This window comes from Colwellia sp. MB3u-4, assembly GCF_014077065.1.
Lineage (GTDB): Bacteria > Pseudomonadota > Gammaproteobacteria > Enterobacterales > Alteromonadaceae > Cognaticolwellia.
The window spans coordinates 153,097-176,854 of record NZ_JACGVE010000077.1 but is presented as its reverse complement, the minus strand read 5'-3'; the positions used below and the strand labels follow the sequence as shown (position 1 = coordinate 176,854).

At 39.3% G+C, this 23,758-nt stretch carries 18 protein-coding genes and 1 riboswitch; of the genes, 14 read left to right on the top strand and 4 right to left on the bottom strand.

Features of this window, described 5'->3' with window-relative positions:
* Nucleotides 1-5: 5 nt before the first annotated feature.
* Nucleotides 6-2,348: a TonB-dependent siderophore receptor gene (locus tag H4J61_RS09010; protein ID WP_182184804.1), complete on the bottom strand. Its 2,343-nt coding sequence runs from the start codon at nt 2,346-2,348 to the stop codon at nt 6-8.
* Between the two features lie 317 nt (nt 2,349-2,665).
* Here H4J61_RS09010 and H4J61_RS09005 point away from each other — a divergent pair, with 317 nt between their 5' ends.
* Both H4J61_RS09005 and recQ read left to right on the top strand, forming a co-directional pair.
* A complete protein-coding gene (locus H4J61_RS09005; protein WP_182184803.1) occupies nt 2,666-2,812 on the top strand; it encodes a hypothetical protein in 147 nt (48 codons plus the stop codon).
* Nucleotides 2,813-2,918: 106 nt separating this feature from the next.
* A complete protein-coding gene (recQ, locus tag H4J61_RS09000; RefSeq protein ID WP_182184802.1) occupies nt 2,919-4,715 on the top strand; it encodes a DNA helicase RecQ in 1,797 nt (598 codons plus the stop codon).
* Nucleotides 4,716-5,050: 335 nt separating this feature from the next.
* Here the strand turns inward: recQ and H4J61_RS18140 are convergent, their stop codons facing one another.
* Nucleotides 5,051-5,197 (bottom strand): phage integrase N-terminal SAM-like domain-containing protein, encoded by a 147-nt coding sequence (locus tag H4J61_RS18140; RefSeq protein WP_404842442.1) that lies wholly within the window; start codon nt 5,195-5,197, stop codon nt 5,051-5,053.
* Between the two features lie 706 nt (nt 5,198-5,903).
* Between H4J61_RS18140 and H4J61_RS18075 the strand changes: the two genes are divergently transcribed.
* Nucleotides 5,904-6,401: a type II secretion system protein gene (locus tag H4J61_RS18075; RefSeq protein WP_182136400.1), complete on the top strand. Its 498-nt coding sequence runs from the start codon at nt 5,904-5,906 to the stop codon at nt 6,399-6,401.
* Nucleotides 6,402-7,313: 912 nt separating this feature from the next.
* Here the strand turns inward: H4J61_RS18075 and H4J61_RS08985 are convergent.
* Nucleotides 7,314-8,498 (bottom strand): acetyl-CoA C-acyltransferase, encoded by a 1,185-nt coding sequence (locus H4J61_RS08985; RefSeq protein ID WP_182184801.1) that lies wholly within the window; start codon nt 8,496-8,498, stop codon nt 7,314-7,316.
* A gap of 384 nt (nt 8,499-8,882) precedes the next feature.
* On the opposite strand from H4J61_RS08985, the gene H4J61_RS08980 reads away from it, so the two are divergent.
* From H4J61_RS08980 to H4J61_RS08935, 10 genes are all read left to right on the top strand, one after another.
* Nucleotides 8,883-9,275, top strand: coding sequence for a MerR family DNA-binding transcriptional regulator (locus H4J61_RS08980; protein ID WP_182136398.1), 393 nt, complete (start codon nt 8,883-8,885; stop codon nt 9,273-9,275).
* 118 nt (nt 9,276-9,393) lie between these two features.
* Nucleotides 9,394-10,563, top strand: coding sequence for an isovaleryl-CoA dehydrogenase (locus tag H4J61_RS08975; RefSeq protein WP_182136397.1), 1,170 nt, complete (start codon nt 9,394-9,396; stop codon nt 10,561-10,563).
* A gap of 271 nt (nt 10,564-10,834) precedes the next feature.
* Complete coding sequence (locus H4J61_RS08970; protein WP_182184800.1) at nt 10,835-12,442, top strand: carboxyl transferase domain-containing protein; 1,608 nt, start codon at nt 10,835-10,837, stop codon at nt 12,440-12,442.
* Nucleotides 12,443-12,452: 10 nt separating this feature from the next.
* Nucleotides 12,453-13,301: an enoyl-CoA hydratase/isomerase family protein gene (locus H4J61_RS08965; RefSeq protein WP_182184799.1), complete on the top strand. Its 849-nt coding sequence runs from the start codon at nt 12,453-12,455 to the stop codon at nt 13,299-13,301.
* Nucleotides 13,302-13,306: 5 nt separating this feature from the next.
* The gene (locus H4J61_RS08960; protein ID WP_182184798.1) at nt 13,307-15,319 is read left to right on the top strand and encodes an acetyl/propionyl/methylcrotonyl-CoA carboxylase subunit alpha; all 2,013 of its coding nucleotides are present in this window, start codon (nt 13,307-13,309) and stop codon (nt 15,317-15,319) included.
* The gene (locus tag H4J61_RS08955) at nt 15,319-16,236 is read left to right on the top strand and encodes a hydroxymethylglutaryl-CoA lyase (RefSeq protein ID WP_182184797.1); all 918 of its coding nucleotides are present in this window, start codon (nt 15,319-15,321) and stop codon (nt 16,234-16,236) included. Before H4J61_RS08960 ends, H4J61_RS08955 begins: the two co-directional genes overlap by 1 nt.
* A 111-nt stretch (nt 16,237-16,347) precedes the next feature.
* Complete coding sequence (locus H4J61_RS08950; protein ID WP_182184796.1) at nt 16,348-17,055, top strand: CoA transferase subunit A; 708 nt, start codon at nt 16,348-16,350, stop codon at nt 17,053-17,055.
* Between the two features lie 23 nt (nt 17,056-17,078).
* The gene (locus H4J61_RS08945) at nt 17,079-17,735 is read left to right on the top strand and encodes a 3-oxoacid CoA-transferase subunit B (RefSeq protein WP_182184795.1); all 657 of its coding nucleotides are present in this window, start codon (nt 17,079-17,081) and stop codon (nt 17,733-17,735) included.
* A 656-nt stretch (nt 17,736-18,391) separates the two neighbouring features.
* Nucleotides 18,392-18,484, top strand: a riboswitch (cyclic di-GMP riboswitch).
* Between the two features lie 107 nt (nt 18,485-18,591).
* Nucleotides 18,592-18,909 (top strand): DUF3718 domain-containing protein, encoded by a 318-nt coding sequence (locus H4J61_RS08940; protein ID WP_259363218.1) that lies wholly within the window; start codon nt 18,592-18,594, stop codon nt 18,907-18,909.
* Between the two features lie 267 nt (nt 18,910-19,176).
* Nucleotides 19,177-20,328 carry a patatin-like phospholipase family protein gene (locus H4J61_RS08935; protein ID WP_182184794.1) on the top strand — a complete coding sequence of 384 codons (1,152 nt, stop codon included), beginning with the start codon at nt 19,177-19,179 and terminating at the stop codon, nt 20,326-20,328.
* 66 nt (nt 20,329-20,394) lie between these two features.
* Here the strand turns inward: H4J61_RS08935 and H4J61_RS08930 are convergent, their stop codons facing one another.
* A complete protein-coding gene (locus H4J61_RS08930) occupies nt 20,395-22,362 on the bottom strand; it encodes a cation:proton antiporter (RefSeq protein WP_310649802.1) in 1,968 nt (655 codons plus the stop codon).
* Nucleotides 22,363-22,810: 448 nt separating this feature from the next.
* Here H4J61_RS08930 and H4J61_RS08925 point away from each other — a divergent pair, with 448 nt between their 5' ends.
* Entirely contained in the window at nt 22,811-23,707 is an 897-nt protein-coding gene (locus H4J61_RS08925; RefSeq protein ID WP_182184793.1) for a GGDEF domain-containing protein, read from the top strand.
* Nucleotides 23,708-23,758: the final 51 nt, after the last annotated feature.

The following is a 23,758-nucleotide window of genomic DNA, read 5'->3' as shown; positions in this document are numbered from 1 at the left end:
TTTAATTAAAATTCATACGTTGCGGTAAGTTTTGTACTGGTAGCACTACCTAAATACATAAATGCACCAGAACGATATGCCGCCGTCCAATATTCTTCATTAAAGGCATTACCAATGTTTAATCTAAAACTTAAGTCCTTTGTAGCATAATAGTTAGCAAATAAGTTAACCACTTGGTAGCTAGGAACCACAATGCTGTATTGATTATTTACGCTATCATAACCAGCAGCAGTATCTGGCTGGCCTGCGTACATTTCACTTTGGTAAGCGTAATCACCACCGACAACAAATGACTCATTAATTTCATATCTTAATTGTAAATAGACACTTTTTTCAGCAAAGTTACTTAACGCTAGGCCAATACTGTCTTCATTTATAGAGTCTATAACTTCAGAGTCCATTGACGTTGCAGAAAACTGTACACTTAACTCATCGGTTAGATTACCCACAAAGCCAATTTCAATACCTCTTACTCTATTCTCGCCAGTATTTAAGGTACCCAAGGTTGCGTAATCGTCGTCACCTACGCTTTCCATGACATCATTTTTAGTAATTTGAAAAATAGAGGCACTAAACAATAAATTATCATCAAGCAACATTAATTTAGTACCAAGCTCAATGTTTTCTACCCGTTCAGGCTCTGAGTCAGGTACTTGAGTCGCATTACCACAAACACCACCATAACCACAGTTTGCGCCTAAGTCAGTCTCACCACCATTAATGTTGGTTGCTGTGCTGTAATTTGCATAGACATTAAGGTCTTCTGAAAAATCGTATATTAAGCCAAGATTACCGTTATACATAGTGTCTGAATAAGCATAAAGCGCCGAAGTGCCTCTACTTGTTGCGTCATTACTATAATCAAAATTGTCTAACCTAGCACCATAAGAAACGTCAAGTTGGTCAGTTAAATGCACGGTATCAATAAGGTAAACTGACACTGTTTCAATATCAAGTACGGCATCGTTGTCACCGCGGGTATAAGTTCTTCCCATCAACTGAGCAATATCACTGACCTGATTACCCGTACCGTCAACAATACAATAACCTTCTCTATCACCACGACGACCAGATGTTATGCAATTAGTTGCGTTGTTATAATTAATGTCATAAACACCATTTTTAACGCTTTCATCGCTATATTCGAGACCAAATACAAAGTTATTCTCTAAATCAAACACTTTCGTATTCCAGAATAAGTTGAACTGCGTACTGGCGTACGAAACATCTTGATAACCTTGATGGGTGCTTAAATTTATGGTTTGTTCGCCTGGCGCTTCAAGATCGCTAGCGGCACGGGTTGTACCACTTGCACCGGTAGTAATATAACCATTTTTGGTCTCACCAAAACGTGTGGCGTTATAGAGAACAATATCATCATTCACTTCATATTCAGTTCTTAAGGTGAATGTTTTTACTTTAGAGGTTAAAAAGTCTGACGCTTGTGCATAAACAGGAATGTCTTCAACAGGAGCTCTTGCATCACGGTCATAATAACTGCCTAGGTCAGGCACATCTTCAGCATCTAAATAGTAGCCATCAGCGGTAATAGATAGTGCTTGTGTGGGTAAATATACAGCTGATAATTGCACGCCATTTCTTTCATTTGAAATGTCTTCTCGGCCTGGTTTATCCTCATCAGAGACTAAAGCATTAAGTCGAATAGCAGAATTTTCTGACAGGGGTAAATTATAATCTAATGTAACACGTTTATATTCATCGCTACCTAAACCGGCATCAACACGACCAAAATTATAATTTACTGACGCTTTTTTAGTAATACTGTTAACCGCACCACCTGATGAACCTCGGCCTGCGAAAGTTGAACTGGGGCCTTTGGTAATTTCAACACGCTCAGTAGCAAAACTTTCGCGGGTGCTCATGCCGGGGTCTCTTAAACCGTCAACAAATACGTCACTGCGCGCTTCGTGGCCGCGAATAATATAACGGTCACCAAAAGCGTTGCCGTTTTCACCCGTCCCTAAAGTAATGCCCGCTTGCGCTGACAAAATATCTTTAAGATCAGTTTTACCTGCTTCTAAAATTTGGTCTTGTGTTAATACTGTAATAATTTGAGGCGTATCAACAAGTGCAGCAACACGGCGCATATCACCAGAGGCAGCATGTAAATATACCGAGGTTTTAGAACCGTGAACTCTAATTAATTCAATCGCTTCATCTGATTGATTAATTTGCTTTGATTCGCACTTAACGCCGCTATCTTTTTCACAATTTTCTACATTGCTTTCTGCGTATAACTGCGGGCTGCTAAATACAAGAGCAGCAGCTACGGCCTGTGCACCAAGTGCTATTTTATTTTTATGATGAAATTTAGTGTGAGATGTCATGTTTTTACTTTTATATTAAAACCTTAATTAATGAAGAATTTAATATTAACTAACCTCAAAACCAAATGCAAATGATAACGCTTATTATTTGCATTTATATTTATTATAAAAAGTAATGTCTTTTTATGGCTCTCACCTTCAGGTGATTTTCATGGTTAAAAAGCGATACAACCAGAATAATTAACATAAAATCAAGATTATAAGAGAAGTGTTCATCGAACGGCGGTTAACAAAAGTGGGATAATATAACGAAAATATATTTTAAAGCTCGTTGAAACACCTTTACATGATAAAAATATGGCACTAGTTAAGCATAAATGCCCGCTATTACGATCAGTCGCCAACGTCGACTTGCCTTGTGTTCATTTATGTCGCCATTAATGCTATCTTCACCGAATGCTCGACCCTCAAAAGAATCTGTGTTGACGAATAAAGGCTCAATGCATCAATGTAAAGTGAATTAGATTTTGGGGGCTGTTTATTATTAAATTTTTAGTCTGGGTGGTTTATAACCCCTGCACTTAAAAATATGCTGACTTAATATGATCTAGTTTTATCAAGGAACTTAATTTGGATATCAACACGGCAAAATCAGTTTTACAAAGCACCTTTGGTTACGCTGATTTTCGCCATCAACAAGCAAATATCATTAGTGAATTAATCAGTGGCACTGATGTGTTCACCCTGATGCCAACGGGTGGCGGTAAGTCATTATGTTATCAAATACCGGCGATAGTTTTAGATGGTGTTGGTATCGTGGTATCGCCACTGATCGCTTTAATGAAAGATCAAGTCGATGCCTTAAAGCTGCAAGGGGTAAAAGCTGAATTCTTAAATTCATCACAAGATTATGAAGAACAAAGGCGCGTAGAGCAGCTGATAATGTCAGGTAATATCGACTTATTATATGTTGCGCCTGAAAGATTATTAGGTGACTATTTTCTTAGCCTTATTGATAAAGTCACTATTGCATTATTTGCCTTTGATGAGGCTCATTGTGTTTCGCAATGGGGCCATGATTTTAGACCTGAATATCAAAAACTTTCAATCATAGCTCATCGATACCCCAACACGCCTAAAATTGCCTTAACCGCTACCGCTGATATGAAAACCCGAGAGGAAATCGTTCAGGTTTTAAATTTAACAGGCGCTAAAACTTTTATACACAGTTTCGACCGACCCAATATTCAATATAGGATCAGTGAACAGAAAAATAGCAAAGAAAAGCTGCTGCAGTTTATTAATGCCGAACATACCAATGATGCGGGTATTGTTTATTGTCTATCGAGAAAGTCGGTAGAAACAACCGCCCAGTGGTTATCTGAACAAGGAAAAGTTGCCTTGCCTTATCATGCCGGTTTAGCCAGCTATATTAAAGATAATAACCAACAACGGTTCCTGAGAGAAGACGGTATTATTATTGTCGCCACCATTGCTTTTGGTATGGGCATTGACAAGCCCGACGTACGATTTGTGGCGCATTTAAATTTGCCTAAAAGTATCGAGGCCTATTATCAAGAAACCGGACGAGCCGGTCGAGATGGACTGCCAGCTAACACTTGGTTAGCTTATGGTATGCAAGATGTGATTAAACTGAAACAAATGGCCAGCCAAAGTGATGGCAATGAACAGTTTAAATATCTCACGCAGCGTAAGATAGATGCCTTACTGGGTTATTGTGAAGTTAGCTCATGCCGCAGACAAGTGCTGTTAAATTATTTTGGTGAAACATTAGCAGAACCTTGCGGTAATTGTGATAATTGTTTGAATCCTCCTCTAACTTGGGATGGCACAAGTGCCGCCAGAAAAGCGCTATCTACGGTTTATAGAACAGGCCAAAGGTTTGGCGTTGGCCATCAAATTGATGTACTTACCGGTAAAAAGACACCAAAAATAACCAGCCTTAACCACGATAAACTCTCAACTTATAATATTGGCAGTGAACTTATCGCAAATGAATGGCAGACGGTATTTAGGCAGCTGATTTCAATGGGCTATTTAGCCGTTGAAATGGATTATGGCGTGTTAAAATTAACCGAAAAAGCGCGGCCTTTATTAAAAGGGGAATGTGCGATACAACTTAAGGCGCAAAAGAGTACAAAATCCAAGCAAGCTCAACAATCAAAACCCGCTATTGAGAATGATTTAACAACAGAAGAACAAGCTAACTTTGAAAAGCTTAGGCAACAAAGAGCCTTGTGGGCTAAAGAAAGAGGCGTGCCATCATTTGTTATTTTTCACGACGCTAGCTTGATGGATATCGCACGCAGAAACCCCAAAAACTCAAATCAACTATTAGAGATTAATGGCATAGGTAAAACAAAGCTTGAGCTTTATGGCGAACAAATTATTGCGCTATTAAGCTAGGTAATATCTAGGTAATATCTAGGTAAAATAATAAGCACTAAAAAATATTGCTAATGTGGCACAGTCAGCAATTGAACTGATAAATGTAATAGTAAGCTTTACCTAACCCGACAATATTAAGTTAAGACCTAACTGGGCGTGTGAAAAATCAGCTATTTTAGCTACATAGTCGTTTGAAACATAAAGAGTTAGGCTTTTTATTTTACAATAACTTAGCTGATTTGAGCGTAAGTCATGCAAAGTAAAAAACCTGCCCCCTCCCATCATTTAATATATAAATAATAAACCAAATTTGACGCTAACACCTGAGGCTTAAAGGCAAGGCTTAAGTTATTTCAAAGATAACTAAGAAACTGTTCAACTGCTTTTTCATCGCAGTGGTTTGAATGAGTTTTTCCAATAAAAATGATATAGGCTTTCATCCAGTATAAATAACAATCAATAGTGCGTTTAGCGTCATGTTCGCATAATTGCTTTGATATGTGAGAAAAATACAGATTTCAAAGTTATTCAACTTTAACCTCAAACATGCGCTGTATATAAAAAAGCTTAACTGCATGTCCCCTTTTGTGTTTTAAGCGGAGTTTAATCAGCCTTTCTACACCGCTATCTTCAATAAGTCATTCAATAAATAATTCAATAAGTAAAATTAACGTGTTGAATGTTAATATTAAGTTATGTATATTGACGAAAAGTTACAAAAAAGCATTAACGTCTTGAATGTTAAGTTACACATATTAGCTTCTAAGAGCCGTGTTTTTCAAATAGGTTTGGTGGATTACGTCTCATTTTTCGTCTGGGGGGGTTGGTTAAAGTCGCTAATATCTTTTGTTTTAACAGTATTACTTTGTTGGTATGAATTACCTATTAATGCTAAAAATTTTCTTATTAGCAAGAGAGTTAAACAAACCTAAAGCAGCTCAAAATTGGGATAGACATAATAGTTTTAAATCTAACAGGTATTGGCTAATTCACTTGTCTTATGTAACTTTAAGTATTGCTGTTTTATCTACGATTATATATCTATTGCTAAATATAATCCTTATATAACAGTCTATTAAATTATGAAACAAACTGTTTAATTTTTTCGGCGCTCAACATTTTAGCAAACTATTTTTTGCCTCTTAGTCAGGCGTTAACTTTTCTCATTTTCGAGATAAACATTAATATTTTAAAGGGATTTTAAGTTTGTATAAGCAAAAAGGCTTTACGTTAATTGAGTTGGTAGTCGTTATCGTTATTTTGGGTATATTGGCCGCTACAGCAGTGCCTAAGTTTATTGATTTAACTGAGGATGCCGATGAAGCTGTATTTTTAGGTATTTCAGCTGCTTTTAAAAGTGGTGTAAACCAAGTACATATTGCTTGGTTAATACGAGGAAAAAATCAGGCTGTACAAGATTTTATAGCGATTTCAGATCCCCTCGCAGGAGGAGATTTAAGTGTAAATAGTTATGGTTACCCTGCTGATACAAGAGGTGTTAGTTTAACATTAAACAGTGAAAATGATTGTTTGGATGTATGGCGAGCAGTGCTAGATTCACCAGATGCTCTAGTGTTAGGTAACGACTCTAGTGACTTTGAAGCAACACATGATAATGGAAGTTGTACTTATACTTATAACAAGCAAGACACTCTTACCGTTAACTATGACTCTAACAGTGGTGAAGTAACGATAATAAATTAAAGCAGGTTAAAAGCTATTCAAGTATGACAATGTACATGGAGGTACGGTGAATAAATTTAATTGTCCATATTGTAATGAGAAATCGGTTAGTTTTTTTAGAAAGTTAGCCCTAAGTCCTATAGTTAGTCATAACTGTAATAATTGTAATGAGCCTATCTGTGTGCCTTTTAAAGCCCTATTATTAATACTGCCATCATTACTAATAATTCTAATTCTCCCCACTTTTATCGACCATTACACTGTTGTTATAGGTTTATTTATATTCGACTTGATTTTAACTTCATATTTTTACAACAAATATGTGCCCTTAATAAAAGCAAAATAGATAACCACTTAAAACGGAAAAATATAGTTGACTGGACTTCCAAGATTTCGCTTTGCTATTTTAGCTCTCTAATGGGATGCTAGTTACAATGATATAAAAGGAATTAGTGTGAACAAAATATATAGGTTTATAATTCTTACAGTACTAATAACGGCTGCGCTTAGCTCTTATAGTTATGGCAGCTCAACAGGTATATTTTTATTTATCATGCTCGGTTTTGTGTTCGAGGGCTTGTTTTGGTTTGGTCTCCTTGGCAAAAAAAATCACGTAATGTAATTAACACTAACAACAGCTTCAAACGTAAAATGAACTTAAGAGGTTAAAAATATCATTAACTTTTTAACTTATTCAATATTTGCTGTAAGCCAGCCGAGCCATCAGCGCAAGCTGTTTGTGTAAAATCTAGCAGTTCAGACGATTAGATATCTTTTATTTAAATTATAAATCAAACGCTTACCAAATTAAATATCAGTTAAGTAAGTGTTTGTTTTTATTTAAAATGCTTTGACTATATTGCAGCTAATAGCCTTTAGTACCCTAAGATCAAAAAAACCCACAAATAAGTGGGTTTTCAATTTAAGTAATGGTTACATCATTTCAATAGCAATCGCAGTTGCTTCACCGCCACCGATACATAATGAAGCAATACCTTTACTTAAGCCTCTGTTTTTCAAGGCATGGATTAATGTCACCATAATACGTGCACCACTGGCGCCTAACGGGTGACCTAATGCACAAGCGCCGCCGTTAACATTAACTTTTTCAACATCTAAGTTTAGGGCTTTAATGCCTAGCATAGTCACCATAGCAAAGGCTTCGTTAATTTCAAACAAGTCAACATCTGCTGCTGTCCAGTTAGCTTTAGCTAGAACTTTTTGCATCGCACCTACTGGCGCAACGGTAAATTCTGCTGGCTTTTGTGCGTTCGTCGCGTGAGCAACTATCTTACACAAAGGCGTTAAGCCACGTTTTTGTGCTTCTGATAACTTCATCATCACTAATGCCGCCGCGCCATCAGAAATAGAGCTTGAGTTAGCAGCAGTAATGGTACCGTCTTTTTTAAAGGCGGGACGTAAGCTAGGAATTTTATCTGGACGAGCATTACCTGGTTGTTCATCAATTTCAAACACTGAATCACCGCGGCGCGATTTAATCGTCACTGGCGATATTTCATTAACAAATGCACCATCAGCAATTGCAGCATTAGCACGTGCTAATGAACGAATAGCATAAGCATCCATATCTTCACGAGTAAAGGCAGATTCATCTGCCGTTGCTTGTGCGAAACAACCCATGGCAATACCGTCGTAGGCATTTTCTAAACCGTCGGTCATCATGTGATCAAGTACTAGGCCTTGACCCATTTTAATCCCAGTTCTGCCTTTAGGTAATAAATGTGGTGCGTTGGTCATGCTTTCCATGCCACCAGCAACGGCAACATCAATAGAACCAGCTAATAGAGCGTCATGTGCTTGCATAGCCGCTTTCATACCTGAGCCACAAACTTTATTAATAGTGGTACAGGCGGTTGATAAAGCTAAATCAGCTTCTAAAGCAGCTTGTCTTGCGGGAGCTTGTTTTAAGCCCGCAGGTAATACACAACCCATGATCACTTCATCAACTTGATCATTAGATAGATTAGCGGCCGCCATAGCACCACGAATGGCAGTTGCACCTAAAGTGGTAGCACTAACGGCTGATAAACCGCCCATAAAACCACCCATAGGGGTACGTTTTGCAGCAACGATAACGATTGGATCTTGAGTAGACATAGGGTTCTCCGATAAAGTGTTGTTTAGCATTTGTTCGACATTTGTTGGTTAGATAGTTTTTCAATAATCGATAAGAATTACAAATTAGGTTAACGTAAATTTAGTTTTACACAAACGTACTCTTTATACTTTTTAATATAATAACGCTAGTATTTACAAAGTTTGTCATCGTTATTTAAAGCAAAATCATGTGCTCGATTATGCTTTAAATAACACCATTGACTTAAACCGCGGACTTAAACCGCACACGGCTATTATCTCTTATGTAAAAGCACTTCAGTTAGCTAACTTTACACTCGCACTTTACGTTAACGTAAACTTATTGTAAAGTATCCCATAAATAAAAAGCGCGTTAACTTAGAGCAACAAGAATGAGTAACCATAATGAGCGATAAGAACCCAATCACCTTCTCTATCGGCGAGTTAGCAAGAGAGTTTGATATTACCACCCGCAGTATTCGTTTTTACGAAGACCAAGGCCTGATACTACCAAATCGCAAAGGACAAACAAGAATATATAACCAGAGAGATAGAGTTAGACTAAGGTTAATTCTACGTGGTAAACGCTTAGGTTTTTCATTAGCAGAAACGGGTCGCTTGTTTGAGCTTTACGATGCTGACACTTCAAGTGCAACGCAATTAATACAAATCATGGAATTAATTTCCAACAAAAAGAATGACTTAAACCAGCAATTAGAAGATATTAAAGCGGTGTTGATTGAATTAACTGGTTTAGAAAAAAATTGCCAAAATACCTTGGCGCTTATCGAAAAATAACCGTTAGTCAGTCAATAAGCAGCAATAGATAAAAGCGCTAAGTCGCGTAACAAATAAAGTAAAAGTTAACGTGATAATAAAAGCGTTAACACGACAAACCATTATTAAGGGTACTACTATGATTTCTACTTTCTCATCAATGAATTTTAACCTAGGTGAAACTGTTGACATGATCCGCACCACGGTGAACGCTTTTTCTCGTGATGAAATTGCCCCTCGTGCGGCACAGGTCGATAAAGATAACGAATTCCCCATGGACTTATGGCGCAAATTTGGCGACCTAGGTTTGTTAGGCATGACAGTAGATGAGCAATACGGTGGTTCTGGTTTAGGTTACTTAGCACACATGGTGGCTATGCAAGAAATCTCTCGTGCTTCTGCCTCTGTAGGCCTAAGTTATGGCGCCATGTCTAACCTTTGTTTAAACCAATTAAACAAAAATGGTAGCCATGAACAAAAAGAAAAATATTTACCTAAACTTTGTTCAGGTGAACATATTGGTGCTTTAGCCATGTCAGAGCCAAACGCTGGTTCTGATGTAGTCAGTATGAAACTTACCGCCAAAAAGCAAGGCGATAAATACATTCTTAATGGCAACAAAATGTGGATTACTAATGGTCCTGATGCCAATGTTTTTATTATCTATGCTAAAACTGATACCAGTGCTGGCTCTAAAGGTATTACTGCCTTTATCGTTGAACGTGACTATCCGGGTTTTTCACGTCATCAAAAACTAGATAAATTAGGTATGCGCGGCTCTAATACCTGTGAATTAGTCTTCCAAGATTGTGAAGTGCCGGCTGAAAACATTTTAGGCGGCGAAGGCAAAGGCGTTCGGGTATTAATGTCAGGCTTAGATTATGAACGCATCGTATTAACTGGCGGCCCGCTAGGTATTATGGACGCTTGTATGGACTTAGTTGTGCCTTACATTCATGACAGAAAGCAATTTGGTCAAGCCATTGGTGAATTTCAGTTAATTCAAGGCAAAATTGCCGACATGTACACCCAAATGAATGCGGCTAAATCTTATGCTTATTTATGTGCAATGGCAGCCGATCGCGGTGAAACAACCCGTAAAGATGCCGCGGGTGTTATTTTATATTCTGCAGAACTGGCCACAAAAATGGCTTTAGACGCCATTCAATTACTTGGCGGTAACGGTTACATTAATGAATTCCCTGCTGGGCGTTTGTTGCGTGATGCTAAGTTATATGAAATTGGCGCTGGCACCTCAGAAATTCGCCGTATGCTAATTGGCCGCGAACTGTTTAACGAATCAGTTTAACGCTGGTTTTGGCTTTTTCGTTGCTAATGACGCGATTTCTACCTAAAAACACCCAGATAGGCAACTATGCTAGGTGTTTTTTATTGAACTCGCGCTATTAGCTTCGAGCTTAGCCCAAGGCTCAAAAAAAAGCACAAGCTATAAAATACTTCAGTGACTATTGCTATTGAATACTCATCACTCATTAAGCACAGATTTAATATTAGTGAATCGAAAACAATATCAATATGCGCTGACCAAGCAAGAGTTCAACAAAAAATAAGGTTATACCGTGGCTAAGATAATATCAAAAATTAATCCCCGCAGCCCTGACTTCATCGAAAATGCTGCCCATATGCAACTACAAGTCGATGATTTAAAAATTAAGTTAGAAGAAATCAAATTGGGTGGTGGTGAACGCAGTCGAGAACGTCATTTATCACGTGGTAAATTATTACCTAGAGATCGAGTTTATGCCCTACTCGACCCGGGCTCTGCATTTCTTGAATTATCACAATTAGCCGCCTTTAAAGTTTATGACGATAACGTTCCCGCTGCAGGTATCATCACAGGTATTGGCCGTGTGGGTGGTCAAGAATGTCTTATTATTGCCAATGACGCGACCGTAAAGGGTGGTACTTATTTCCCGTTAACGGTGAAAAAGCATTTACGAGCCCAAGCTATCGCGCAAGAAAACAACTTACCTTGTATCTATTTGGTCGATTCAGGTGGTGCAAACTTACCGAATCAAGATGACGTTTTCCCCGATAAAGAACATTTTGGCCGTATTTTCTTTAACCAAGCCAATATGTCAGCGCAAAGCATTCCACAAATAGCAGTAGTGATGGGTTCATGTACCGCTGGTGGTGCTTATGTTCCGGCTATGGCTGATGAATCTATTATCGTAAAAGAACAAGGTACTATCTTCCTTGCAGGCCCACCATTAGTTAAAGCGGCAACGGGTGAAGTGGTCAGTGCTGAAGATTTAGGTGGCGCTGATGTGCATTGTCGTACCTCTGGTGTTGCCGATCACTATGCGCAAAATGATCACCATGCTTTAGAAATTGCTCGCAGCGCTATTGGTAATTTAAATCGGGTTAAACCCGTACAAATGGCCATTAAAGAAGTTGTTGAACCCGCTTATGCCACAGAAGAAGTTTATGGCATTGTACCCAAAGATTCTCGTCAACCTTATGATGTGCGTGAAATTATCGCCCGTGTGGTTGATGGCAGTGAATTTGATGAATTTAAAGCGCTTTATGGCACCACCTTAGTTTGCGGCTTTGCCCGTATTTATGGTTACCAAGTCGGCATTATTGCCAATAACGGCATTTTGTTTGGCGAATCGGCACAAAAAGGCGCGCACTTTATTGAGCTGTGTGCCCAACGAAAAATTCCATTAGTATTTTTACAAAACATTACCGGTTTCATGGTAGGTCAACAATATGAAGCTGGCGGTATCGCTAAACATGGCGCGAAAATGGTCACCGCGGTTGCAACCGCACAAGTGCCTAAATTTACCATTTTAATTGGTGGTAGTTTCGGTGCAGGTAACTATGGCATGTGCGGCCGTGCTTACGATCCACGCTTTCTATTTATGTGGCCAAACTCGCGTATATCAGTGATGGGTGGCGAACAAGCGGCTGGCGTATTAGCCCAAGTGAAACGCGATCAAAAAGACCTTCGTGGTGAACAATGGAGCGCAGAAGAAGAAGCAAACTTCAAGCAACCCATTATTGATAATTACGAACATCAAGGTCATCCATATTATGCCTCAGCGCGCTTATGGGACGATGGGGTTATTGACCCTGCCGATACGCGTCAGGTGCTTGGTTTAGCTATTTCAGCGTCACTTAATAAACCTATAAAAGAGACCAAATTTGGTCTGTTTAGAATGTAGGGGTGAATTGATGATGCTTTCATATAACCAAATAAAAAGTCCTAGTCAACAGGTATTGTTCGATGTTGACAACCGCGGCGTAGCAACGGTTACCTTAAATAATCCTGAAAAGCATAATGCCTTTGATGACAGTATTATTTTTGCACTAAATCACCTATTTCAGGCCATAGCACAATGCCATGACATTAATGTCATGGTGTTAGCGTCAAGCGGAAAAAACTTTTCTGCCGGCGCTGATTTAGCTTGGATGCAGCGCATGGCATCTTACTCTTATGAAGAGAATTTATCGGACGCTAACGCCCTCGCCCAAATGTTGAAAAACCTTAATTTCTTGCCACAGCCTACCATTGCTAAAGTGCAAGGTGCTGCCTTTGGCGGCGCTGTTGGGCTAGCAAGCTGTTGCGATATTGTCCTTGCCAGCGACAAAGCCAGCTTTTGTTTAAGTGAAGTAAAGTTAGGCTTAATTCCTGCCACCATTAGCCCTTATGTGGTTAACGCAATCGGCCAGAAAGCCAGCAGACGTTATTTTCAAACTGCTGAGCGATTTTTTGCTGACAAAGCACAGCAACTTGGTTTAGTCGATGAAATATACCCGTTAACCGCATTAGATAGCGCAGTTACTGAAATGGTAAACATACTATTAGCTAATGGGCCATTAGCCGTGCGACAAGCAAAGCAGCTAGCCTTTGATGTAGCTTACCAAGATATTGACGAAGCACTGATTAAAAGCACCTGTGAACGTATTGCAGCCATTCGTGTTTCCGCAGAAGGTCAAGAAGGCCTAACGGCATTTTTTGAAAAGCGCCAACCTGCTTGGCAAGCCGAGTCAAAAACATCAACAAATAAAGGCGAAGGATAAAATTTATGTTTACTAAAATACTAATTGCCAACCGTGGTGAAATCGCCTGTCGTGTTATTAAAACCGCACGCAAAATGGGCATATTAACAGTCGCGGTTTATTCTGATGCTGATGCTGACTCATTACACGTCAATATGGCTGATGAAGCGATCCATATTGGTGGCTCACCTTCACGCGAAAGTTACTTATTGTCAGAGAAAGTAATTGAAGCCGCGAAACGTACTGGCGCGCAAGCCATTCATCCAGGTTACGGCTTTCTTTCTGAAAATGCTGAGTTTTGTCGCATGTGTAGCAAAGAAGGTATTACTTTTATTGGCCCACCGGTTGCTGCTATTGAAGCTATGGGCTCAAAGTCTGCCGCTAAAAATATTATGGAAAAGGCCCAAGTGCCTTTGGTGCCAGGTTATCATGGTGATGACCAATCGGAGGCTGTGATCAAAAAAGCCGCTGATGATATGGGCTATCCGGTATTACTCAAAGCTACCGCTGGCGGCGGTGGTAAAGGTATGCGCCAAGTTTGGCATGAAAATGAGTTTGCTGAAGGATTTGCCGCCGCTAAACGCGAAGCAAAGTCATCTTTTGGTGATGACAGAATGTTGGTTGAAAAGTACTTAACTCAACCTCGCCATGTTGAAATTCAAGTGTTTTGTGATAATCACCAAAACGCGGTTTATCTTTTTGAGCGCGACTGTTCAGTACAGCGTCGTCATCAAAAAGTGATTGAAGAAGCGCCAGCCTTTAGTATGAGCGAAGAGCTACGTACCCAAATGGGTGAATCGGCTATAAAATCAGCACAAGCTATTGGTTATCAAGGTGCCGGTACGGTTGAATTTTTACTTGATGTTGATGGTTCATTTTACTTTATGGAAATGAATACTCGCTTACAAGTAGAGCATCCGGTGACTGAATTAATTACTGGTCAAGATCTAGTAGAGTGGCAATTACGTGTTGCGGCAGGTGAAGTATTACCTAAAGCTCAACACGAACTGAAAATTAACGGCCATGCTTTTGAAGCCCGTATTTACGCTGAAGATCCCGACAATGACTTTTTACCTGCCACTGGCACGTTAGACTTTTTACAACCCCCTGTTGAAAGTGAGTTTGTTCGTGTTGATACCGGTGTACGTCAAGGTGATGAAGTGAGCGTGTTTTACGATCCTATGATTGCAAAGTTAATTGTTTGGGATGAAAGCCGTGAAAAAGCCTTACAACGTCTAGCGAAAGCCTTGTCGGAGTATCGTATTAGTGGTGTGACAACCAATATCGATTTTCTTTATAATTTAGCCACTTGTGCGCCATTTGTTAACGCGGATATCGACACCAGTTTTATTGAAAAAAACCAAGCCATAATATTTCATGACAACGAGCAATCCCTTGCTGGCGAACTGCCGATGGCGGCGCTTTATTTAGTGTTGTCACAAGCACAGCAAGCACAAGCAAAGGCCGCAAAAACCAACGACCCGTTCTCACCTTGGAATATGACGAATGCTTGGCGCTTAAATGAAGCGAATATTCATCACATGGTATTGGCTCATAATGGCAAGGAATACCCGATTATAGTCGAGCAAAAGCGTCAAGGTAGTGGTAGTTATTACTTAATCTCGGTTGATGGCCAAACCGTTGATTGTCAAGGTCGTATTGAAAACGAGACTTTATACGCTAGTATTGACGGCTACCGCAGTCATGCAACGATTGCAAAAAATGCTAACCAAATTAGCCTGTTCCATCAAAATGGTGTGTTTAATTTTATCCATATATTGCCTGACTGTGGCGATAATAGTGCTGATGATAACCATGGTGGTTTACTTGCCCCCATGAACGGCACTATGGTGTCAGTGTTAATAAAAGCCGGTGATAACGTGATTGCCAATCAACCCTTGATGATTATGGAGGCGATGAAGATGGAGCATACCATTCGTGCACCAAGCAATGGTATTGTAGATACTCTTTATTATAAAAATGGTGATATGGTTGACGGTGGCGCTGAATTAATCGCCTTTACCGCAGAGGAGGCATAATGACCGATATTGCTCACTTTTCATTGCCAAACTCAGTAAAAATAGTTGAAGTGGGTCCACGTGATGGTCTACAAAATGAAAAGCTACAGATTAGCGCAGAAGATAAAATAGCGTTAATTGAAAAGTTAGCCGACGCCGGTGTCAGCTACATTGAAAGCGGCAGTTTTGTCTCGCCTAAATGGGTGCCACAAATGGCCACTTCTAGTGATGTTTTCAAAGGTATTAAGCGCAAAAGCGGTGTTACCTACGCCGCATTAACGCCAAATATGAAAGGCTTTGAAGCAGCAATGGCGGTGAATGCTAATGAAGTCGCTATTTTTGGCGCAGCATCAGAAGCCTTTAGTCAGAAAAATATTAATTGCTCGATTGATGAAAGTTTGCAACGTTTTGAATCCATTATGCAAGCTGCAAAAGCCGCCAACATTCGTGTGCGTGGCTATGTGTCTTGTGTCGTTGGCTGTCCTTACGATGGTGATATTGCAGCAGAAAAAGTAGCAGAAGTTGCAGAAAAGTTATATAAAATGGGCTGTTACGAAATATCACTTGGCGACACCATTGGTGTTGGTACGCCAGCCAGTGTCCAAAAAATGTTACAGGCTGTTAGTGCTAAAGTCCCCATTGATAAGTTGGCTGTGCACTTTCATGATACCTATGGACAGGCTTTGACCAACATTTACGCGGCGCTTGCTATGGGCGTAAAGGTAGTCGATAGTGCTATTGCAGGTCTTGGTGGTTGCCCATATGCTAAGGGTGCATCGGGAAATGTCGCCACTGAAGACGTGTTATATATGCTCAATGGCTTAGGTATAAAAACTAATATTGATTTTGACAAATTACTGGCTGCAGGATGGTTTATTAGCGACAAATTAAGCAAGGCGCCGTTATCAAAAGTCTCGATAGCCTATCGTGCAAAATAATCTAAAATATAGACTAAAAAGTTAACTAAAAAGTTACCTGGCGTTGATCGTGAGCATTACCTACATCAGCGAATAAAATATAAATTAAACATTAATATTGAGGAGCAAATAATGGCAGGATTTGACAAAGTAGTGTCAAGCTATGAAGAAGCAATGGCCGGTCTTGAAGACAATATGACCGTAATTGCTGGTGGTTTTGGTTTATGTGGTATTCCTGAAAATTTAATACGTGAAATTCAGCGTAAAGGTACTAAAGGCTTAACCCTAGTTTCAAATAACTGCGGTGTAGACGATTTTGGTCTCGGTATTTTATTACCTAACCGTCAAATCAAAAAAATTATCGCCTCTTATGTTGGTGAAAATGCTGAGTTCGAACGTCAGATGATGAACGGTGAGCTCGAAGTTGAATTGACACCACAAGGCACTTTAGCAGAAAAAATGCGTGCTGGCGGTGCTGGTATTCCAGCTTTTTTTACGGCGACAGGCTATGGCACACCAGTAGCCGAAGGCAAAGAAGAACGTGAATTTGACGGTCGGCATTACATTTTAGAACCGGCAATTAAAGGCGATTTTGCTATTGTAAAAGCGTGGAAAGCCGATCGTTATGGCAACTTAGTGTTTAGAAAAACCGCGCGTAACTTCAATCCTATGGCGGCAACCGCAGGCAAAATAACCGTAGTAGAAGTAGAAGAGATTGTGGAGCCAGGCGAATTAGACCCTGATCACATTCATACGCCAGGCATTTATGTTAATCGCTTAATCTTAGGTACATTCGAAAAACGCATTGAACAGCGCACTGTTCGTAGCGACTCAGAATAATCAGTGTTAGTAAGGAGTAATTTATGGCTTTAACAAGAGAACAACTAGCACAGCGGGTAGCACAAGAATTACAAGACGGTTACTACGTTAACTTAGGTATAGGTATTCCAACCTTAGTGGCAAACTATATTCCCGAAGGGATCGAAGTCATGCTGCAGTCTGAAAACGGCTTACTAGGCATGGGACAATTTCCCACCGAAGCAGAAATTGACGCCGATCTGATCAATGCGGGTAAACAAACAGTGACAATGGCAAAAGGCGCATCAATTTTTGATTCAGCAGAATCATTTGCCATGATCAGAGGCGGTCACGTTGATTTAACCGTTTTAGGCGCCTTTGAGGTTGATGTAAATGGTAATATTGCCTCTTACATGATCCCTGGTAAGTTAATTAAAGGTATGGGCGGTGCGATGGATTTAGTCGCCGGTGCAGACAATATTATTGTGACCATGACCCATGCCTCTAAACATGGTGTATCTAAGTTGTTAAGTAATTGTACACTACCGTTAACTGGTAAAGGCTGCATTAAAAAGGTGTTAACTGATCTGGCTTTTATTGAGATAAAAAATGGTAAATTTTACTTATTAGAGCGTGCACCTGGCGTGTCAGTCGCAGAAATAATATCACTAACTGAAGGTGAACTTGTTGTTGAAGGCGACGTGCCTGAGATGCAATTATAAAGTGATAACCTGCAGTTGATAATTAATAAAAACATATAAAATAAGGGGCTGCGGTCCCTTTTTGTATTCAGTTTGGCGTTATAATTCGCCGAAGTCCCATCATGGTCATCGCTTATATTGATATATGAGAAATATTAATATTTAATTAGTTATCACGATTTAAGCTAAAAATGCATTTCACCTGTTGCATTAATTAACTGGTCTTCTCTATACGAAGATCAAAAAGCGAAATACAAGACATTTGTTTGATAACTAGTCGCTCTAATTATTAAGTAAATAACGCAGTAGAGGGGTGTTTTAACTTGGTAAATAATCAGAAAATTAGTGAGATTGCTATTACCGCCATGCTTCTAACTCGCTCCCCTCTCCACAAAATTCACCAGGCTTAGTAATACAACTTCATACTGCCAAACCGCCCCTAAATATCAACCGTCAAGCAAGGTATTAGTTGCACACAATAGCTACTGTGGATAACGCCTAGAACCTTTGAATTAACGCCCTACATTCTTATAAAAACATCTTCAAAATCAATAACGTTATAGGTAAAGCTTATAAAATCGCCATTTGTAAAATAATTAAGTCAACTAGGTGTTAAATACCAATAAGTTGTAACCCTTGGGTTGCAATTAACTACGACTTTAGTGATAATTACACTAACAAAGAAAAGGCAAAACACGCGAAAACGTGTTACGCAAAACCACCGGTCTAAGGATAGTACTATCTTTATCTATGACAGCGGAGTCACCGTGTTATTAGGTACATCCTGTGGTTTTTTCTTTTATTAACTCTATTTGTATTATAAAAGGTTATTAAAGTGAAAAAATTATTACTAGTTACTACCATTACTGCTTTAACAATGACGTCTATTGTATCAACGCCAAAAGCGCAAGCTGCTGACATTGCACTAAGTATATGTGAGTATGTTGCTGCAGACGACAAAAGACGTATGCGTTCATTCTTAAAGGCGAATAGATTAAGAATTCGTGATATTTTTTCAGATATTAAGTGTAATGGTCAAAACTTGTTAGAATTTGCTGCTACCAGGGGTTCAGTTGAGATAGGCTCTTTGATGATTGGAAAATTACCAAGAGACGTTGTTTCTGAAAATCTACCCCTTATTCAACATGGGTCGCAACCATTAATCGACGCTGCAAACGAACGTGTTGGTGGTTAGTGGTTTATTTTCCTGTAGACGTTTAACTCAAACTGATAACCATTGAATTAAGTACATGAAAAATTTTTTATTTCAATGACTACAAGTTCAATGGCTATCAGTTAAATGTTTTACTAGTCAATAATTCTTGTGTCATTAAAAGGCTAGCATTTGCTGGCCTTTTTTCTATTAACCTGCACTGGCAAACAAATATTATTCATTTCAACTAGCCACCCTATAGAAAACTGATTAAAATCACGCTCGACTTTAATAACATCGGTTTAATTAATGACGAATAAACGTAGCTACATCAACAGTAATAACGCTTTAGTATTAACCGGTGGAGGCGCACGTGCCGCCTATCAGGTCGGTGTTTTGTCTGCGATAGCTAAATTTATGCCACGCAATCATGGTGTGCCTTTTCCAATTATTTGTGGTACGTCAGCAGGTGCTATCAACTCAACCGCATTAGCTTGTTATGCCTCCTGTTTTCAATTGGCGGTCAAGAAGTTGGAGTGGATCTGGAAAAATCTCGATCCTGAAAGAATTTATCATACCGATCCCCTACGTGTGTTTAGTCACTTAATCGGTGGGGTTTTAGGTAACTTTCAGGCAGATTATGCCAATAAAAGTGCCCGAAGCTTATTAAACAACGCGCCGCTTAGACAACTGCTTGAAACCGTAGTAGATTTTAGCCGAATAGATACCAATATTAGACGCGGTTATCTCTCCGCAGTATCGGTGACAGCATCAAGTTATTCCAGCGGTGACTCGATTAGTTTTTTTCAATCAGAAGCGTCTATTTCGCCTTGGTTTAGAGCAAAGCGACGGGGCGAGCCTACGCAATTAAACAGCCAACATTTAATGGCATCAGCGGCCATTCCGTTAGTTTTTCCGTCAGAAAGAATACAACGCCATCATTTAGGCGATGGTTCAGTTCACCAGTTGTCTCCGTTAAGTCCTGCCATCCACTTAGGAGCAGAAAAAATATTTATTGTTGGTGTCGAGCAACCAAAAGAGCCGCTTCATGCGGTTGAAAATAACCCACATCCACCAACAACAGCGGCAATCGCAAGTCACTTACTTGATTCTGTTTTCTCAGATACCCTGCAAAGTGATATTGAACGCATGGAGAGGGTTAACAACACCTTATCGCTAATTCCAGATGCAAAGAAAAAAAACATTTCCGGTTTAAAAAACATTGAATCCTATCTGCTTAATCCTAGTCATAACTTTAACAATATTGCGGTGAAATATTACGATAAACTGCCTTTGTCGATTCGACTATTATTACGCAGCATGGGGGTTAGCAATGACGCGGAATCTAGCTTAGTCAGCTACTTATTGTTTGAAAAAAACTATTGTAAGGAGTTAATAAACCTCGGCTTTAATGACGCACTTGAGCAAGAAACTAAAATTCGCCAATTTCTTGATATCTAAGCCATGTTAATTAAAAAGCCTTAAACAAGCTTTTTGCTTTAACAACTGATACTACCGTCAAATAAGCTAATGCCCTTCTTGGACAAAACGTTCAGCTCGCTCTACCCGTCTGGGTTTGCCACGCACAATTAAGGTATCTTGTGATTGTAATATCGTGTCAACGTCAGGCTCTTCGCTTTCAATGTTATTGCGACGTAATGCGACCACAATAACACGGCGATCACCTAGTTTTAATGAAGCAATTGAACGGCCATTAGCAAAAGAATCATCGGCTAATATAATCGCATGCGCAAATTCAATACGGTCAATACTATCAGGGCTCATATCAGTATGTTCGCCTTGAAAGAAGCCATGTAAATGATTGTAGTGGTTCTTACGCTCTTTTTGCACACGGCGAACAATGCGAGAAAAAGGCACGCCTGATAATGACAAAACTTGAGACACTAGCATTAAACTGCCTTCTAGGCTCTCTGGAACCACTTCATTTGCACCCGCCGCATGTAATTCGTCTAACTGATCGTCGTTGCGGGTACGCACTAAAATAGGCACGTTAGGGGATAAAGAACGTACTTTTTGAATAACATCAAGTGATTGTTTATCTTCACCAAAGGCGATAACAACCAGCTTAGCTTTTGATAACTGTGCAGCATGCAACAATTCAGCCTGCCTAGAAGAGCCAAAAAGCACGTTTTCGCCAGCTTCTCTTGCTTTGCTTGTCCGTAAGGGGTCAATATCAATAGCGACAAAGTCGATCGACTCTTGTTTTAAGAAGCGGCTAACGGTTTGTCCAATACGACCAAAGCCGCAAATAATAACATGATCACTGAGTGTGGTACTTTGAGGTAATTCTTCTAACACTTGGCTGTCCAGTGGCTTTTCACGGCTCAACCAAAGTGCCCAGCCGCGCGCATGACTGATCATATAAGGCGTTATTGCCATACTTAGCACACCCGTACCCAGTAAGATAGATGCTGTGGTTTCAGGTAACACTTCAACTTGGCTAGCTAAAGCAATTAAAACAAAACCAAACTCACCCATTTGCGCCAACATAATACCGGCAGCCCAAGCATCTTTAGAAGACTCTCCAGCCCGTTTTGCTAGTAAAACAATCACCAACACTTTAATCGCCATAAAGCAGACTAACAACGAAATAATGATCAAAGGAGAGGAAAAAACAACATTGATATTAAGCTTCATGCCAACCGTGACAAAAAACAAACCCAGTAAAATATCACGATAGGGTCTAATGTCAGCTTCAAGCTGATGTTTATATTGGCTCTCTCCTAACATCATACCCGCTAAAAAGGCTCCTAACGCCATCGAAAGGCCAAACCACTGCGTTAATGCTGATGCGACTAAGGTCACCAGTAATGTGGTTAATACAAATAATTCATCAGTTCTAACTTGAGCAACTAAATTGAATAATCTAGGTAATATCCATTTACCAGCGAATAATAATAGTGAAACAACAAATACCCCTTTAACTAGTGCAAATAATAGCGCCATAATAAAAGAAGAATCGCCGCCTTGGGCTAATAAAGGGATAATAATTAACAAGGGCACCACGGCAACATCTTGAAACAGCAGCACTGCCACAGATAATTGCCCTGACTTTTTCTTCATGCCACCACTTTCACTTAACTGGCGAATAACAATAGCAGTAGAAGAAAGTGCTAATATACCGCCTATGGTTATTGCTGCATCAATGCTTTGCCCTAGAAACATCGCCACCAACATAAATAACACCAGTGAAATAATCACTTGTAAGCTACCCACAGTAACCACCAGATGCCGCATAGAAACTAATTTAGGTAATGAAAATTCAAGCCCAAGGGTGAACAGTAGAAATACAATACCGAGTTCAGCAAAATGTTCATAATTAACATGTTCTTGAGCGATAGCTAAGCCATGGTCACCCACCAACACACCTGCCACTAAATACGCCAAAATCGCTGGCAATTGCAAGCGTCGAAAAAGCCAAACAATTAAAACGGCACTGGACAATATAGCGAGTAATTCAAAGTGACCTGTCACATGTATTCCTTCGAAGGTGATGAAACTGAAAGTTGCAGAATTGCACTGGTTGAAATTATAATTAATACCCATGGCATTATTGGTATATTCACCGGCACATTCAAATGAGGCTGCTATAAAACGCAAAATAGAACAAATTGAAAGCGTTTACATCGTATTTGCCTGCTAAGTGTAGCCTTGTGCAGGCTGTTTTGTCTAAAGTATTTTATTATTTTTTTATAAAAAAACGCTTAAAAACGGTTACTTAACTTAATATTTAATTTTATTTTTGCTTTACAATTGCATCAACTAGCTATGGCTATAAACGACGTAAATTGATAATTCCCATTAAAACCTCATTAAAATATCCATAAAAAATTTGTTAATTTAAATAGTAGGTATGATTTTTGCTTTAAAATAGTTACGGATATGAAAATAAAGTTTAACGTCAAAATTTACAAGGAAAACTATGGCTACAGTTAATGTTGTTGATCACCCTAACTCTAAATTTAATGCCTTCACATTATTTCAACAAAGTGAACAACAGAGCCAACGTAATTTAGCCTTGCTTAAGCAGTTACAAACCACGTTAGATGTAAAAGAACTTATCAATATTTTTGCAGTTGAAGTGGCAAAGTACCTTGATTTTACAGGTGTTTATTTTAAACACCCTGATATAAATGCGACAGCCAAAGACAGTCGGCAGGCTAAAGCAGAACGTCAGTTTGAGTTAAAAATCAATGGTCAATTTTTTGGCATAATTACTTATGCAGTTAACATTCCCATCAGTATGACTAATGATAAAGTCTTGACTGAACTGCATGAGTTATTAATCAACCCTTTAAATAATGCTGTGCAATATCACCAAGCAATGCAATTAGCGATGCAAGATAGCTTAACCCAATTAGGCAACCGACGTAGTTTTGACGAACAAATTAAACGCGCTATGGCCCAAGCCACTCGCCGACAGACGCTAGTTGGCTTAATTTATTGTGATTTAAACAAGTTCAAAGCCGTTAACGACTCCTTTGGTCACGCCATGGGCGATAACGTCTTAATACATTTTGCCAAGGCATTACGACAAAGTGTTCGAGATACTGACTATGTTTTCCGCTTTGGTGGTGATGAATTCGCGATTATCGTCACTGATGCTACCAAACCATCGTTAAACGTCATCGAGCAAAGAATTTACCACACAATGTCGCAAGATATATTATTAACAAAGTATAATGTAACCAGTAGCCTAGGCTTAGCTTTTATGAATAGAGCTGACGATGTTTCCAGTTTTTTTCTTCGTGCGGATCAGGCGCTATATTCACAAAAAATGAATCTGCCACAAAAGTTTAATCTCGCTTTCAAAGGCTAACCTAAGTATTTTATTCAGTCAGCTTAAAGTGGAAAGGTCTAGGTTGAGGGT